Annotated in this window: 18 protein-coding genes and 1 pseudogene; 7 read left to right on the forward strand and 12 right to left on the reverse strand. The window is 69.0% G+C overall.

The window, feature by feature from the left end:
* Positions 1-12 precede the first annotated feature (12 nt).
* The 5 genes and pseudogenes from AS031_RS11930 to AS031_RS11950 form a co-directional block, all read right to left on the reverse strand.
* A pseudogene (locus AS031_RS11930) lies at positions 13-376 on the reverse strand (thioredoxin family protein).
* A gap of 70 nt (positions 377-446) precedes the next feature.
* Positions 447-743, reverse strand: a complete 297-nt coding sequence (locus AS031_RS11935; protein ID WP_058268363.1) for a rhodanese-like domain-containing protein — start codon at positions 741-743, stop codon at positions 447-449.
* A 51-nt stretch (positions 744-794) separates the two neighbouring features.
* The gene (locus tag AS031_RS11940; RefSeq protein ID WP_058268364.1) at positions 795-1,136 is read right to left on the reverse strand and encodes a rhodanese-like domain-containing protein; all 342 of its coding nucleotides are present in this window, start codon (positions 1,134-1,136) and stop codon (positions 795-797) included.
* Between the two features lie 26 nt (positions 1,137-1,162).
* Positions 1,163-1,921, reverse strand: coding sequence for a sulfite exporter TauE/SafE family protein (locus AS031_RS11945; RefSeq protein WP_058268365.1), 759 nt, complete (start codon positions 1,919-1,921; stop codon positions 1,163-1,165).
* Entirely contained in the window at positions 1,918-2,532 is a 615-nt protein-coding gene (locus AS031_RS11950; RefSeq protein ID WP_058268366.1) for a rhodanese-like domain-containing protein, read from the reverse strand. Before AS031_RS11950 ends, AS031_RS11945 begins: the two co-directional genes overlap by 4 nt.
* 122 nt (positions 2,533-2,654) lie before the next feature.
* Between AS031_RS11950 and AS031_RS11955 the strand changes: the two genes are divergently transcribed.
* Positions 2,655-2,912: a metal-sensitive transcriptional regulator gene (locus AS031_RS11955; RefSeq protein ID WP_012630939.1), complete on the forward strand. Its 258-nt coding sequence runs from the start codon at positions 2,655-2,657 to the stop codon at positions 2,910-2,912.
* 44 nt (positions 2,913-2,956) lie between these two features.
* Positions 2,957-3,373 (forward strand): DUF302 domain-containing protein, encoded by a 417-nt coding sequence (locus AS031_RS11960; RefSeq protein ID WP_058268367.1) that lies wholly within the window; start codon positions 2,957-2,959, stop codon positions 3,371-3,373.
* 38 nt (positions 3,374-3,411) lie between these two features.
* On the opposite strand, the gene AS031_RS11965 is transcribed toward AS031_RS11960, so the two are convergent.
* The 4 genes from AS031_RS11965 to AS031_RS11980 form a co-directional block, all read right to left on the reverse strand.
* The gene (locus tag AS031_RS11965) at positions 3,412-3,855 is read right to left on the reverse strand and encodes a hypothetical protein (RefSeq protein ID WP_141688810.1); all 444 of its coding nucleotides are present in this window, start codon (positions 3,853-3,855) and stop codon (positions 3,412-3,414) included.
* Between the two features lie 83 nt (positions 3,856-3,938).
* Complete coding sequence (locus AS031_RS11970) at positions 3,939-4,436, reverse strand: MarR family winged helix-turn-helix transcriptional regulator (RefSeq protein ID WP_074446963.1); 498 nt, start codon at positions 4,434-4,436, stop codon at positions 3,939-3,941.
* Between the two features lie 94 nt (positions 4,437-4,530).
* Entirely contained in the window at positions 4,531-5,469 is a 939-nt protein-coding gene (locus AS031_RS11975; RefSeq protein WP_058268492.1) for a carbohydrate kinase family protein, read from the reverse strand.
* Positions 5,470-5,512: 43 nt separating this feature from the next.
* Positions 5,513-6,271: an alpha/beta hydrolase gene (locus AS031_RS11980; RefSeq protein ID WP_058268370.1), complete on the reverse strand. Its 759-nt coding sequence runs from the start codon at positions 6,269-6,271 to the stop codon at positions 5,513-5,515.
* A gap of 77 nt (positions 6,272-6,348) precedes the next feature.
* Between AS031_RS11980 and AS031_RS11985 the strand changes: the two genes are divergently transcribed.
* Together AS031_RS11985 and AS031_RS11990 are read left to right on the forward strand one after the other, a co-directional pair.
* Positions 6,349-7,005, forward strand: coding sequence for a cyclodeaminase/cyclohydrolase family protein (locus AS031_RS11985; protein ID WP_058268371.1), 657 nt, complete (start codon positions 6,349-6,351; stop codon positions 7,003-7,005).
* Between the two features lie 105 nt (positions 7,006-7,110).
* Complete coding sequence (locus AS031_RS11990) at positions 7,111-8,034, forward strand: AEC family transporter (RefSeq protein WP_058268372.1); 924 nt, start codon at positions 7,111-7,113, stop codon at positions 8,032-8,034.
* 114 nt (positions 8,035-8,148) lie between these two features.
* On the opposite strand, the gene AS031_RS11995 is transcribed toward AS031_RS11990, so the two are convergent.
* The 3 genes from AS031_RS11995 to uriH are packed head-to-tail and all read right to left on the reverse strand — an operon-like array spanning position 8,149 to position 11,609.
* Positions 8,149-9,120: a ribokinase gene (locus AS031_RS11995; RefSeq protein WP_058268373.1), complete on the reverse strand. Its 972-nt coding sequence runs from the start codon at positions 9,118-9,120 to the stop codon at positions 8,149-8,151.
* Positions 9,117-10,490 carry a uridine transporter UriT gene (uriT, locus tag AS031_RS12000; RefSeq protein WP_058268493.1) on the reverse strand — a complete coding sequence of 458 codons (1,374 nt, stop codon included), beginning with the start codon at positions 10,488-10,490 and terminating at the stop codon, positions 9,117-9,119. The genes AS031_RS11995 and uriT overlap by 4 nt, the downstream gene beginning before the upstream one ends.
* 54 nt (positions 10,491-10,544) lie before the next feature.
* A complete protein-coding gene (gene uriH, locus AS031_RS12005) occupies positions 10,545-11,609 on the reverse strand; it encodes a uridine-preferring nucleoside hydrolase UriH (protein WP_058268374.1) in 1,065 nt (354 codons plus the stop codon).
* A 250-nt stretch (positions 11,610-11,859) separates the two neighbouring features.
* On the opposite strand from uriH, the gene AS031_RS12010 reads away from it, so the two are divergent.
* From AS031_RS12010 to AS031_RS12020, 3 genes are read left to right on the forward strand one after another with little or no spacing between them, the layout of a single operon-like run.
* Positions 11,860-12,465: a helix-turn-helix domain-containing protein gene (locus tag AS031_RS12010; RefSeq protein ID WP_058268375.1), complete on the forward strand. Its 606-nt coding sequence runs from the start codon at positions 11,860-11,862 to the stop codon at positions 12,463-12,465.
* The gene (locus tag AS031_RS12015; RefSeq protein WP_058268376.1) at positions 12,458-13,348 is read left to right on the forward strand and encodes an EamA family transporter; all 891 of its coding nucleotides are present in this window, start codon (positions 12,458-12,460) and stop codon (positions 13,346-13,348) included. Before AS031_RS12010 ends, AS031_RS12015 begins: the two co-directional genes overlap by 8 nt.
* Positions 13,349-13,394: 46 nt before the next feature.
* Positions 13,395-14,441 (forward strand): LacI family DNA-binding transcriptional regulator, encoded by a 1,047-nt coding sequence (locus AS031_RS12020; protein WP_058268377.1) that lies wholly within the window; start codon positions 13,395-13,397, stop codon positions 14,439-14,441.
* The last annotated feature ends 10 nt before the right edge of the window (positions 14,442-14,451 follow it).

A 14,451-nucleotide genomic window follows, 5' to 3' on the forward strand; every position in this document is an offset into this window, starting at 1 on the left:
GGCGCCCGCCTCTCAGGCGTGCTTGGGGCCAAACTCCGCGCGGAGCTGGTCCATGTCCAGGTTCTTGACCGCCTGGATGACTTCCTCGAGGCCGGTGGCGTTGAGGGCCCCGGGCTGGGAAAAGACGAGGGTCTTGTCCTTGAAGGCCATGACCCGTGGGGATGGAGGTGATGTTCGCTGCGGCGGCCAGGCCCTGCTCGGCCTCGGTGTCCACCTTGGCGAAGGTGATGTCCGGGTGGCGTTCCGCAGCGGCGCCGTAGGTGGGGGCGAACATGCGGCAGGGGCCGCACCAGGCTGCCCAGAAGTCAACGAACACGATGTCGCTGCCCTCCAAGGTCCGGGCAAAGGTCTGTTCGGTGATGTCGATGGTGGCCATGGCCTGGGGTGTCCTTTCGGGGGTGGTCTGTCGCTTACGGTGGGCTTGCCGGTGCCGCCAGGGGCGGGGCTTAGGTGGTGGGGAGTCCTGCGCGGGTCCAGGCGGTCATGCCGCCGGCCATGGTGTCCGCTTTGTAGCCGGCGCCGTTGAGGGCATCGGCGACGGCGGCGCTGCGGTTTCCGCTGCGGCAAACGGCGATCACGGGCACGGCCGGGTCGAGCTCGCCCAGGCGGGCCTGCAACTGGCCCACGGGAATGTGCAGGGCGCCGGGGATCATGCCCTCCGCGACTTCAAAGTCCTCGCGGACGTCGAGGATCCGTGCGGCGGAGCGGCGACGGTCGGCTTCGGTGATGGCGATGTCAGCCATGGTGGTTCTCCTATGAAGCAGTAGCGGTTGGGATGCGCGGGGTGCCGGGCGCTATCGGACGGGTTCGCCGGCCTGGCGCCAGGCGGCCATGCCGCCGCGCACCGAGTAGGCGTCGTAGCCTTGCGTGGCAAGGAGTCGGGCGGCGGAGGCGGAGCGTACGCCGGAGGCGCAGACAGCAATCACGGGCCGGTTCCTGTTGAATCCGGTGGCGCTGCCCTGGAGACGGTCCAGCGGAACGTGCCTGGCCTGCGGCGCCCGCCCGGTCCGCCATTCCTGTGCGGACCTGACGTCGATCAGGGTGGCGCCGGAACCCAGGAGCTCCTTGGCTTCAGCCACGGAAATGGTCTTGTAGGGCTTGCTGAAGGCCTTCTTGAGAGAGTCGAGGAGTCCCATGGTGGTGTCCTTTCTGTGGTGCTGGCTCAGGCGGTAACCGTGCCGGCGGTGACCCATGCTGCGACGGCGAAGATGACTACCGCGAATGAAATGCGGATGTGTTTGTCGCGCAGGCGCCGCGCAAACTGTGCGGCAACCACTGATCCCACGATCGCCGGGATGGCGAACGCCAGGGTGGTGGCCCAGTCGAGGGTGTAGCCGGCGGCGTGGGCGCTGAACCCGGCAGCCGAGTTGACCACAATGATGGCCAGGGACGTTCCCACCGCCTGCTTCATGCGCAGGCCCAGGAAGATGGTCAGCGCCGGGGTTATCAGGAAGCCCCCGCCCACGCCCAGCAGCCCGGTAAGGAACCCGACCAGCAGGCCCACTCCGACCGCCTTTGGGGCGCAGGACCGGAAGGCCCGGTCCGGCCCGGCGCTGCAGGAGCCTTCGCTTTCGCGGGGCTTGCTCAACATCCGGATACCCGCGGCCACCATGATCACGGCGAAGGCCAGCATGAGGATATTCGGGTCCAGCAGCTTGCCCACGGCTGCGCCGGCTAGGGCTGCCGGGATGCCGGCACCCCCCACCAGCGCGATCACGTGCCAGTTCAGCCCTTCCCTCAGGCGGGGGAGCAGGGCTGCCAGCGAGGAGATTCCCACCACCAACAGGGAAGTGGGAATTGCCTGGGCCGGGCTCATGCCCACGCCGTACACCAGGGCCGGAACGGCAATGATGGACCCGCCACCCCCAACCACGCCCAGTACGACGCCGACGACGAGCCCCAGACCCAGGGCCGGGATCATGCCGCCGCGCCCTCGTCGGCCGACTGCACGGGCAGGGCAAGGATGGCGCTTTCGCGGGTGGGCTCCTTGGCTGCCTTGTTCCACGGCATGGCCGAGATGGCCTTGCCCATGGCGCAGGTGTTGGTGGCGGCGGAGAAGGTCAGGCCGGCGCCGATCACCCCGGCAAGCGCACGCATCCTGGGGGAAACGAATTTGCCGCCAGCCAGGCCCAGGGCCACCAGCGAACCGGCCACCAGGCGCACCTGGCGTTCGAGGTCCCAGCGGTCCTTGCCCTTGACCACGTCACCGCCGGCAGCGGCGTACCGGGGCGCCCCGCCCGTCAGGACATAGGCGGTCTCAATCCCCGCCTTGGCCAGCCGCTGGCGCGCCTGCTCTGCACGGACGCCGGACTGGCAGACCAGGACCACGCGGGATCCCAGGCGGGCAGCGAGCTCATCGGTGTGCTCGGCCAGCAGGGGCAGCGGCACGTTGTAGGACCCGCGGATGTGCAGGGACTCAAATTCGGCAGCGGAGCGGACGTCGATGACTACGAGGTCCTGGTGCTCCTTAATCCAGGACTGAAGGGCCTCGGGGGCTAGTGCGGTCACGGCTGCGGCAGAAGGGGAAGTCACGAAGGGCCTCTCGGGAGGTGTTGGGCGGATACCCCACCGAGTATTACAGATACCCCCTGGGGTAGTCAAAACACCCTAGGGGGTATACTATTTCCGTTAGCCGCCCATGCATGGAGGACACCTTGGAACTGAACCCCACCGAACTGACGCCCGTGATCAACCGCCTTAAGCGCGCCCAGGGCCAGCTCGCAGCCGTGACCCGGATGCTCGAGGAAGGCCGGGACTGCAAGGACGTCGTCACCCAGCTGGCGGCGGTGTCAAAGGCCCTGGACCGCGCAGGCTTTGCGATCATTGCCACCGGACTGGAGCAGTGCATCGTCCAGAAGGACGAGACCATGGACCGCAAGGAACTCGAGAAGCTCTTCCTCTCCCTGGCATAGGCCGGCGGCCCCGGCGCCCATCAAGACAACCCCAAGGAGCACCAATGACGTATACCCTTGCCACTTCGCTGCCCCTCCCCTGGGCCGAAGCCGTGGAACGCACGCGCGAAGCCCTTGCAGCCCAGGGGTTCGGCATCCTGACCGAGATCGATGTGCGCGCAACATTCGGGAAGAAGCTTGGCGCAGAAGCTGCGGACGCCGTCGGGGACTATGTCATCCTCGGCGCGTGCAATCCGGCACTGGCCAGCCGCGCGCTGGCGGCGGAGCCGGAAATGGGCGCCCTGTTGCCCTGCAATGTGGTGGTACACCGGAATGATTCGGCGGATTCAACCACCGTGGAGGCCATTGATCCGCAGACCATGGTGCAGCTCAGCCAGTCGGCCGCGGTCAAGGAAGTGGCGGACGACGCCGGCGCGCGGCTGAGGCGCGTCATCGCGGACCTGGAGCACGCGGCGGAGTAACGCCCGCACAGGAACGGGTCGGAACCCCGGGCGGAGGATCAGGCCTGTGCCGGCGCTGCCAGGGGCGATGCTGCCGCCATCGGTGCGGCCGCCAGTGCCGGCGCTGCCGCCAGCGGGGATGCAGCAGCCAGTGGCGACACGGCAGCAGGGGCAGTCAGCGCCGGGCGGGCGAGGTAGGTTTCGAGTTCGGCCGTCGTCAGGCCGGCCGCCCTGGCCAGCACGGAGGCGCTGACGCTGGACGCCGAGGCGCCCCGAAGCGCGGCGCAGAGGTCTTCCTCGGCTGCATCCACTTCCCACTGAAGCTGCTCCAGCTTGGCGGAGGCCACGCTGATGGCCGTCATCCAGTCGTCAGCAGCAAAAGCCAGCTCCGCATGACCGTTGTCGATGTCACCGGAAGCATCGTGGCCGTGTGCCAGCGGCAGGGCCACAACGTCCGCGAGAGCCTGCTCGTCCTGTCCCTGGGGTTCTGCTACGGCTGTCACTGTCATCCTCGATCATTCGTTGGCCAAATTGCTAGTTCGCCTAGTATTTAGTACCCCAAGGCAATTGTCCAGCCGGAGCAAAACTAGCTTCTGGCAACCTCATCCATGGCCTGGCGCATGCGCAGGAGGAACCCAAGGACCGCCCCCAGTTCCTCACTGTCCAGGGAAGCGATGACGTCGGCAACGGGCCGCCGCGCATCGTCAAGGGCGCGCAGCTCTTCGGCCTCGCTGTGGGAAGTGCTCCGCAGGATGGAGGCGCGCCGATCGGAGGGGTGGGGCTCGCGCACGACGACGCCGCTGAGCACCAGGCGGTCAATGAGCGCAGTAATGGAAGCCGAGCTGAGGCCCAGGAGCGCCGAGAGTTCGGTGGGACGCATGCCATCGCCGCGCAGCGTTGCCTCCCGGATGTAACGGAGGGCAAGGGCGTCCGAGGCGCCCCGGTCCAGGATGCTCCGGGTGCGGCGGAGCATGGCGGTTTCCGCGGCGCGGAACTCGCTTAGGGCGTCGAGGACGTCCGTGACGGTGATGCTCCCGGCCCGCTCGCGCGTGTCCACATTTCCTGATCCACCAAAAGGAACCATCGCCCTTTCCTTCGATAGCCTAGCTACATGCTTTTCAAGCAAAAAATACTAAAGCATTAATCCTGAGCTGTCGAAGCGGGAGGTTACTGCTGCTTTAGCCGGCCACCAGTCCGTTCATTTCCGTCCGGGTTGGCGGGTTCGCGCCGGGGCGGGAGACGGTTACGGCCGCGGCCCGGGCGGCATGGGCCAGGAGTTCGGCGAGCGCCTCTGCAGGCATATCCCGCAGGTCCTTCCGGTTCTGTGCACCGTCGAGTCCACGGTCCACCAGCCCGGAGAGCAGCGCCGCCATGAAGGAGTCGCCGGCCCCCACCGTGTCCGCCACCTCAACGCGCGGCGCCGGAACCTCGGCCTCACCTGCAGCGGTGACCCCCCACGGACCCTCGCCGCCCCGGGTCACCACCACCATGGCCGGACCTTCCGAGCCGCCCAAAGCCAGCCACGCACGGGCCGAGTCCAGCACATCCTGCCCGGGGTACAGCCAGGCGAGGTCCTCGTCGGAGGCCTTGACCACGTCGGACAGGGAGACAAACTTCTCCGCATGCCGGCGCGCCAGGTCCACGTCCTTGATGATGCTCGGCCGGCAGTTGGGGTCGTAGCTGATGGTGGCGTGCGGGTGGGCGTATTCGACGGCGGCCAGCACCTCAGTGGCTCCGGGAGCCAGCATCGCGGCGATGGATCCGGTGTGCAGCAGCGTGGTCCCCTGCAGCATGAAGCCGAGCCGGTCGGCGATGCCGGGAAGCTGCCAGGCGAGGTCGAACGTGTAGGTTGCGGCGCCGTCGTCGTCAATCAGTGCGGTGGCCACGCTGGTGGGAAGGTCGTCCGGGCCCAGCGGAAGCATGACGGAGCTGGCGCGGAGGTGCGCGGCCACCGAGTCGCCGTAGGCGTCGCGCCCGTAGCGGCCAATAAACTGCACCGGGTGGTCCAGGCGGGCCAGGCCCACCGCAACGTTGAGCGGGCTGCCGCCCACATGGGCCTCGATCCCCGAGGCGCGCTGGACAACGTCAACTAGGCCTTCGCCAATCACTGTGAGCATGCTCATACTCTGCCAGAGAAGCGGCCCTGCCAGCATTTTCGTGTCACCGCAGCAGTCCGCGCACCAGCTCCCTGCACGTGGCATAGGCGGGGTGGGTGGTGTCGATCAGGGAAAAGTGGTCGCCGGGCACGGTGACGAGGCGGGCGGGAACACTCCCGGCAAGGCTGGCCTGGACGTAGCGCGTGGACATGGAGGATGGCACGTCCTGGTCGGCCTCGGCGTGGACGGCGTACACCGAAACCTCCAGCGGGAGGGCCGCCATGGGGTCCGCGTCCCGGTGCCGGCCGGGGAATTCCGACGACGGTCCGCCCAGCAGGTTGGCCACCGCACCGTCGCTGAGGTGCAGCCGTTCGGCCTCGGCCAGGTCCAGGACGCCGGACTGGCTCACCACACCGGTGAGCCGGACGCCGGCAGGCCGGTCCCGCCCGGCGGCCCAGACCGCCAGATGTCCACCGGCGGAATGGCCCAGGGCCACCACCGTCCGCAGGTCCAGCGGGTAGCTGTCCGCGAGCACGGCAAGGTGGTCGATGCCGGCCAGGACGTCGTCGAACGTGGCTGGCCAGCCGCCGCCGTTGCCCGCGCGCCGGTACTCCAGGTTCCAGGCAGCCATGCCGTGCTCCGCGAGGTCCCGGGCGAGCGGTTCGCCCAGCTCCGCACCATAGGTGGAGCGCCAGTAGCCGCCGTGGATGACCACCACCACGCCCTGGTGCCGCGTTCCCGGGACCAGGTCCGGGAGGAACAGTTCGCCCCACTGGCTGGGATCCGGGCCGTAGTGGTGGCGGTGGACGGCGTGCTGGCTCATGGGCCGAGACTACCGGGGCGCGTGACCGGGCACATCCGTCCTGTTTAGCCGCGGGCATTTCTGGGCACGCCTCCGGTATGCAGGAACCCGATATCACCACGCAGTCATCCACCGTTGAGGAATGGACGCAGGCACTGGCCGAATCGACCGGCTCACCCGGCGGCGGCGCCGGAACCGGCGTCATGCTGGCAGTGGCCGCCTCACTCGCATCCATGGTGGCCGGATACACCGACGCCGGAGATGGGCAGCAGGGCACGGTGGACAGCATCCAGGCGAGGGCGCGGTCGCTAAGGCAGGAGGCGCTGCGGCTTGCCGATGAGGATTCGGCGGCGTCCAAGGCCTTCGGCGCCGCCTTCCGGCTGGAGCCCGGCCTGGAGCGGGACGAGGCGGTCCGCGACGCCTCCGTGCAGGCAGCGAAGGCCTCCGCGGTGCTGGGAGACCACGCCATCGCAGCCTTCGATGACCTGGCCTGGCTGGCTACGCACGGGAACAAGGCCTTGATCGCCGACGTCGTCGTCGCGTTTGGCGCCCTCCGCGCCGCCGTCGCCGGCGCCCGCACCAACGTCAGCTTCGACCTTGCCTCCCTGCGCTCCACCGGCGCGTCCCTGGAACAGATCCGGGACCAACAGCCGGACCTGTGGGCCGCCGTCGAGAAACTCACCGACGCCATGGACAGGATCGACCGGCTGACCGCAGCCATCGACCACCGGGCCGCACCCACCGACGCAACGTAATCCGGCCGCCGGCGGACGGCATGGTTTACTTCAAGGTGCGCCAACGCCGGCGTGGAACCGGCGGCGGAAGGCTGCCGCTGACAACGGAAACTTAAGGACAGCGGAGTGGACGGAGTCCTCAAGGGATTTTTTGTGGTGGGCGTGGTCATGCTGGTGGGCTACATCCTGGGCAGGACCAACGCCCTGGGGCCGCAGGGCACCAAGGTGCTCTCCAGCCTCACGTTCCTGGTGGGCCTGCCCAGCCTGATGTTCTCGATGATCGCCACCCGGCACATCACCGAGGTCCTGAGCGAAACCGGCTTGATCTCCGTGCTCACGGCCACCGCGATGATGGCGGTGTTCGCCCTGGTGGGGGCGCTGGCCAGGTGGGGCGTGCGCCGGACCACCATCGGCGCCCTGGCCACGGGAATCGTGAACTCCACCAACCTGGGCGTCCCGCTCTCCCAGTACGTCATGGGCAGCGCCACCTACGTCACGCCCATCATGCTGTTCCAGCTGGCCGTGGTCACCCCGATCGCGCTGACCATCCTTGACCTGACCAACCCTGAGGGGACCAAACCGTCCGTCCGCCGCATCCTGGCCACCCCGTTCCGCAACCCGGTCACGGTGGCGGCCATCCTGGGCATCGTTGTCAGCGGCGCCGGCATCGAGATCCCGGAACTGGTGCTGGATCCGCTGAAACTGATCGCGCAGGTGACCGTGCCGCTGATGCTGATCATCTTCGGCATGTCCCTGCATGGGCTGTCCCCCCGGGCCAGCAGCAGCGAGAGTGCGCCTACGGCCCTGGCGGTGGTCCTCAAGTCCGCCATCCAGCCTGCCCTGGCCTGGGTCCTGGCCCGGTACGTCTTCCACTTGGACGACTTCAACACCTTCGTGGTGACAGCCTGCGCCATCCTGCCCACCGGCCAGAACGTGGTGCTCTACGCGGTCCGCTACCGGGTGGGGCAGAGCCTGGCGCAGACGACGGCGGTGATCACCTCGGCGCTGGCCGTCCCGCTGCTGCTCGGCGCGGCCTGGCTGCTGAACTGAGATTACGGCGGGCGGACGTAGGGCCGGCCCACAGCCGGGTTCCTAACCTTGTTCGCCGATCCTTGCCTTGAAGGTCAGGATCGGCGGACAAGGTTAGGATCGAGCGCCTGGCGGTCAGGACGCGCGGAGGCGCCGTTCGACGTCGGCCGCCTCCGGATACGCCGCCTGGGTTCCCTTGCGCGTGGTGGCGAGCGCCGCGGCAACGGACGCGAACGCCGCAGCATCGGCGAGCCCGTCCCCGGCTGCCAGCCGTACGGCCACCGCACCGGTGAAAGCGTCCCCGGCGCCGGTGGTGTCCACGGCGGAGACGCTGGTGGGCTCCACGAACACCACGGTGCGGTTGGCGGGGGCGTCCGAATCGAGCACCACGGAACCGTGTGCCCCCAGGGTGACCAGGACCTGCCGGATCCCCCGCTCGGCGAAGCGCTCACGGACGGCGTCCCACTGGGCCGCGTGTGCGCCGGCTCCGGGAACCGAGGCGCCCGGCCCCAGGAACAGCGCGGCCTCATGCGCGTTGACCAGCAGGACGTCCGTCAGCCCGGCCAGCTCTGACGGAATGTGCGCATACGGCGAGAGGTTGAGCAGGACTTTCGCGCCGGCGTCGTGCCCGGCCTTTGCGGCGGCCAGCACCGTGGGCATGGCCACCTCCAGGCAGAGGGTGACGACGGCGGCGCCGTCCAGCACGTCCGCGGCCTCCGCCACGTCTGCCGGGGACAGCGTGCCGTTGGCGCCGGCGGAGATGATGATGTTGTTCTCGCCGCCGGCGTCAACGGCGATCACGGCAACGCCCGTGGGCTGGCTGGTGGAGGTGCGCACCCGGCCCACGTCCACGCCGGCGCCGGCCACGGAGGCCAGGAGCATGTGGCCGTTGGGGTCGTCCCCCACGGCTCCCACCAGGCTGACGTGGCCGCCCAGCCGGCCCGCCGCCACGGCCTGGTTGGCGCTCTTGCCGCCGGGGTTGACGGCGAATCCGTTGCCGTGCACCGTCTCGCCGGGCTGCGGGAGCCGTTCGCAGTAGATGGTGAGGTCGGCGTTCAGGGAGCCGACGACGACGATCCGGCCGCCCGCCGCTGCTGCGCCGCTCATGATGCCACCTCTGCCTCGACCGGCTTGGGGATCAGCAGGGACGCCGCGAACGCGGCCACGGTCAGGGCCAGTCCCACCACCACCACGGTGAGGTACGACGCCGTCGCGTCACCGAGTGCCGACGTTGCCACCAGCACGGCCGGCAGGATGAGGAAGCTCAGGCCCGCGCCGAGGTTGAAGGCGCCGGCGTTCATGCCGGGGAGGAAGCCGGGGTTGCCGGCCGGTGAGAGGACAACGCCGAGTCCGTTGAGCATGATGTTGACCGTACCGGCGTACATGATGCCCAGCAAGACCGTTCCGGCGATCATCATGGGCAGGCTGTGGAGGCCCAGGAAAGCGATGATGGCCAGGGCCGCGATGCTGCCCAGGAGTCCGATGCGCAGCACCTTGGTGTAGCCGAGAACGGGGGCGAGCTTGCCGCTGAGCGGACCCACCACCCAGCCCAGCAGGGCGTACGGGGTGAGGATGATCAGGGACATCTCGGTGGGCCCGACGCCGAAGCCGGGGCTGGCTGCCTGGACGTAGGCGGGGACGATGCCGTTGATCACGGCAAAGATGCCGGTCATGGTCAGGGTGGTGGTGAGCAGCGGCGCCCACGTGGCGCGCTGGCGCAGGTGGACCGTTTCCACCATGGGCTGGGCGGCGCGCTGTTCGGTGCGCCAGAAGGCGAAGAACGCGGCGGCGGCCACGGCCACCAGGATAAGGCTCAGGATCAGGGTGCCGGAATCGAAGCCGGCCACCAGTTTGGAGCCCTCGTTGAGGGCCGTGAGCAGGGCGCCCACGGCCACCACGATGAAGAACACGCCCAGCCAGTCCATGGTGGTGCCGGCGGCAGGCTTGCTTTCGGCGGCCAGGAACAGGATCAGGGCGGTGGCGGCAACGGCCAGGACCACCATCAGCCAGAAGATGCTGCGGAAGCCGTAGTGCTCGGCGAAGTAGCCGCCCACGAAGGAGTCCACGCCGGCCACGCCTCCGTTGACTGCGGTGATCAGGCCCATGAGGGTGCCGTACTTGCGGGGGTTGCTGACGGCGGAGCGCAGCATGATGAGGCAGAGCGGGACGGTGGGGCCGCTGACGCCCTGGATGATGCGGCCCACGAAGAGCCAGGTGATGTCCGGGGCCAGCGCGGCGATGACGGAGCCCACGGCCATGAGCAGCATCATGCCCACCAGGACCTTCTTGCGGCCCACGATGTCGCTCAGGCGCGGCAGGAACAGGGAGAACAGTGCGGCGGCGGTGAAGAACCAGGTCTGCGAGAGCCCGATGAGGGCCTGGTCCGCCTTGAGTTCCTCGCCCATGGTCACCAGGGCGGGGCTGAGCATGGAGGCGTTGAGCTGGAACGCCACGCAGGCGGCCAGGAGTGCGGTCATGAGGGCGGTGACGTTGCCGCGGCCGGTCTTCGTTTCGGTGAGGGTGGCAGCCACTTACTTGACCCCTCCGGCGGTGAGCTGGGCACCTTCGTTAAGGTCGACGTCGGACGCGTTGCCTTTGTTGTCCACATCGCCGGCGCCCGGCTCGCCGATGCGCACCAGGGCGTCGGTGACCAGGTCCCAGAACCGTGCGTGGTCCAGGTCCACGGCCACGCTGGTGTGGCAGTCGGCGGGTGCCGGGGCGCGGAAATCGGCCACGGTCATGCCCAGCGTGAGCGTGCCCGTCAGCTCGATGTTGACGGGGACCTTGCGGGTGCTGACGATGCTGGGGTCGATCACGTAGGCCACGGCGCAGGGATCGTGGACAGGCGGGTAGTCGAAGCCCTGGGCGTCCTTGTAGGTGTGGGCGAAGAAGTCCATCAGCTCCGTGACGAACTTCGCCGGCTTGGTGCCGATGGCGGCGATCTTCTCCACCACGTCCGGGGTGGCCAGCGCCTGGTGCGTGAGGTCCAGGCCCACCATCACTACCGGCCACTTCTCGTTGAAGACGATGTGGGCAGCTTCGGGGTCGATGATGATGTTGAACTCGGCCACGGCGCTCCAGTTGCCCACGTGGTAGCCGCCACCCATGAGGACCACTTCCTTGACGCGTTCCACGATGCGCGGTTCCTTGCGCGCGGCCATGGCGATGTTGGTCAGGCCGGCGGTGGGGACGAGGGTGACGGTGCCCGGCTCGTGCGCCATGACGGTGTCGATGATGAGGTCGACGGCGTGGCGCGGGTCCAGCTCGATGGTGGACTCGGGCAGGGCGGGGCCGTCCATGCCGGAGTCGCCGTGGATGTCCGGCGCGGTTTCGATGCTGCGGACCAGCGGGCGGGGGCAGCCGGCGGCGAAGGGGACGCCGGTGATTCCGGCAATGGTGCCGACGGCGAGGGCGTTGCGGGTGACTTTTTCGAGGGTCTGGTTGCCCACCACGGTGGTGACGGCCAGCAGCTCGATGTCCGGGTTGCCGTGCGCCAGCAGCAGCGCCACGGCGTCGTCATGCCCGGGGTCGCAGTCCAGGATGATCTTCCTGGGTGCTGCCTTTACCTGCCCTGGGGCCTGGAAGTTGGGTTCCATGGTGTTCTCCACGTCATTGGGGCCCGCGCCTGATGGCGCCGCGGGGAGCTGAAGCGTTCAGGAGTGATCATGGCAGCTGATTGTGGCACACGTCAAACGCTTAACGTCCGTGCAGGTCAAGCGTTTGACGTACTGCAGGCTATGGTAACTGCCGTCTGTAGCTCAGGCGTGCCATTACCGCTCCGGCCCACTGCTTTTGCGCACCGCGGCCCGACGAAAAATTGCACCTAAAGTGCAGTATGATGCACTCATGGATGAAAGTACTTCTGCCCTCGCCGCGGCCATCGGCGGCAGGGTACGGCTGGAACGGCAGTCCAGGGGCTGGACCTTGGACGGACTGGCGGACGCCGCCGGTGTCAGCCGGCGGATGCTGGTCAATGTAGAGCAGGGGGCGGCGAATCCCAGCGTGGGGACGCTGCTGCGGATCAGCGACGCGCTGGGCATCGGCCTCCCGTCGCTGGTTGATTCCCCGCAGCCCCGGCCTGTGACCGTCACCCGCAGCGGCAAGGGCGCAGCCTTGTGGACCTCCATCAAAGGCGGCCGCGGCGTGCTGGTGGCCGGCACCCAGTCCCCGGACGTGGTGGAGCTGTGGGACTGGACCATGGTGCCCGGGGACCGCCTGGACAGTGAGGCGCACGCCGCCGGAACCAAGGAACTGCTGCAGGTCCGGGAGGGCGTGCTCACGGTGGTGGTCGGCGGCGAGTCCCACGTCCTGGAGGCCGGTGACGCCATCTCCTTTCCCGGCGACGTGGCCCACGCATACGCGAATGAGGGCAGCGGCCCGGTGGCCTTTTCGATGGCTGTTTTCGAGCCCGGCGTGGGCTCCTCACCGCATCAGGAGGGCAGCGGTGCGTGACCGGAAACCGCAGGTGCCGCCGTGGACCCTGGCCGTCACGGCGATCCTCTCCGTCCAGCTTGGGTCCGCCCTGTCCGTCAACCTCATCGACACCGTCGGCCCCGCCGGCACCGCCTGGCTGCGCCTGAGCATGGGCGCCGTCATCCTGCTGGTCATTGGCCGCCCGCCGCTGCGGTCCATCCGCCGCCGGGACGTGCTGCCGCTGCTGGGCCTGGGCCTCACCACCGGCGTCATGACCGTGGGGTTCCTGGCCGCCGTGGAGCACATCCCGTTGGGGACCGCCGTCGCCATTGAATTCCTGGGCCCGCTGACCGTGGCCGCGCTGCGCAGCCCGCACCGCACGGCCCTGGCCTGGCCCGCGTTGGCGCTGGCCGGCGTCGTCCTGCTCACGGAGCCCTGGCAGGGGAGCTTCAACCTGGCCGGCGTGGCCTGGGCCGCGCTGGCCGCCTGCGGCTGGGGTTTCTACATCCTGCTGACCCAGCAACTGGGTGACAGGTTCAGCGGCATCGGCTCGCTCACCATCACGGTGCCCATCGCCGCGCTGGCCGCTGCCGCCGTCGGAATTCCCCAGGCCGCCGGGCACCTCACCCTGGAGGTCCTGGCCGCCGCTGCCGGACTGGCCGTGCTGCTGCCCGTCCTGCCGTTCGCGCTGGAAATGCTGGCGCTGCGCCGGATGACGCCCACCGCCTTCGGGACGCTGATGGCCCTGGAACCTGCCGTTGGCGTCCTGCTGGGGCTGCTGATCCTGCACCAGCAACCCTCAGCCGTCCAGGTTGTCGGCATCCTGCTGGTGGTCCTGGCCGGGGCCGCTGCCCAGCACGGCGGCCGCCGGCGCCGCAAGGAGGAGCCTGCCACTCCGGCGGACCTCGACTTCGTCGGTTGAGGCCGCCTGCACGGTGGCCGCGGGACCTGCCTACTACGATCGACGTATGGAATCCGCGGAACAAAAACAGCAGGCCGGGCGCCCCGGGCGGGTCACCGCCGCCATGGTGGCTGCCAGGGCGGGTGTTTCAACGGCCACCGTGTCCCTGGTGGCCAACGGCAAGACCGCGGGCCGCGTCTCCGAGGACAACATCTCCCGGGTGCGGGACGCCATCACGGAGCTGGGCTATGTGGTGGACGGGATTGGCAGTTCGCTGGCCAAAGGCGTCAGCTCCATTGTGATCCTGGTGGCACCGGACATTTCCAACCCCTTCTTCGCCAAGGTCATCGCCGGGGTGCGGGAATCGTTGGGCCCGCAGTACCAGCTGCTGCTGTCCGTCACCGAGGCCGGGGAGTTCCCGGAGGCCGACGACGTCCGGCGGCTGATGTCGCTCCGCCCGGCGGGGCTCCTGGTGGACGCCCCCAACGCGCGTTTCATCGAAGACCTCGCCTCTCCGTCGCCGCTGGTCCTGCTGGACGCGCCGGGGCTGGAGTCCTATGCCCCCTCGGTCAACCTGGACGTGGCCAGCGGCGCCCGCCAGCTGGCAGCCCACCTGGCGGCGGCCGGACACAGGGAAGCGGCGTATGTGGACAGCGTCACCGGCACGGAGACGTTTGCCGTGCGGCGGGCGGCGTTCCTGGAGGAAGCCGCCGCACGCGGCATTAACGTGGATCCGGAGCGGATCATCAGCACCACCATCGACGTCGGCACGGCGGCTTCCGCGTTCGCCGCCGCCTGGCCGGCCTGGCAGCGGGCCGGGGTGACCGCTGTGGCCTGCGGCACCGACACCCACGGTTACGGCGTGCTGCAGGAGGCGCGGGTGGCCGGGGTGCGGATCCCCGATGAGCTCGCGGTGGCCGGCTTCGACGATCTCCCCTATTCGGCCACCAGCAATCCCGGCCTGACCAGCGTGCACCTGCCGGCCACGTCCCTGGGCCAGAAGGCTGGCGAACAGCTGCGCCGCCTGATGGAGGGCAAGGCCCTCAAACCCGGTGGCGTCACCCTGGAGACCTCACTGGTGGTGCGCGGGTCCACGGCCGCAGCCCAGGGCTGAACCGGGAACC

Source organism: Pseudarthrobacter enclensis, assembly GCF_001457025.1.
GTDB classification, from domain to species: Bacteria; Actinomycetota; Actinomycetes; order Actinomycetales; family Micrococcaceae; genus Arthrobacter; species Arthrobacter enclensis.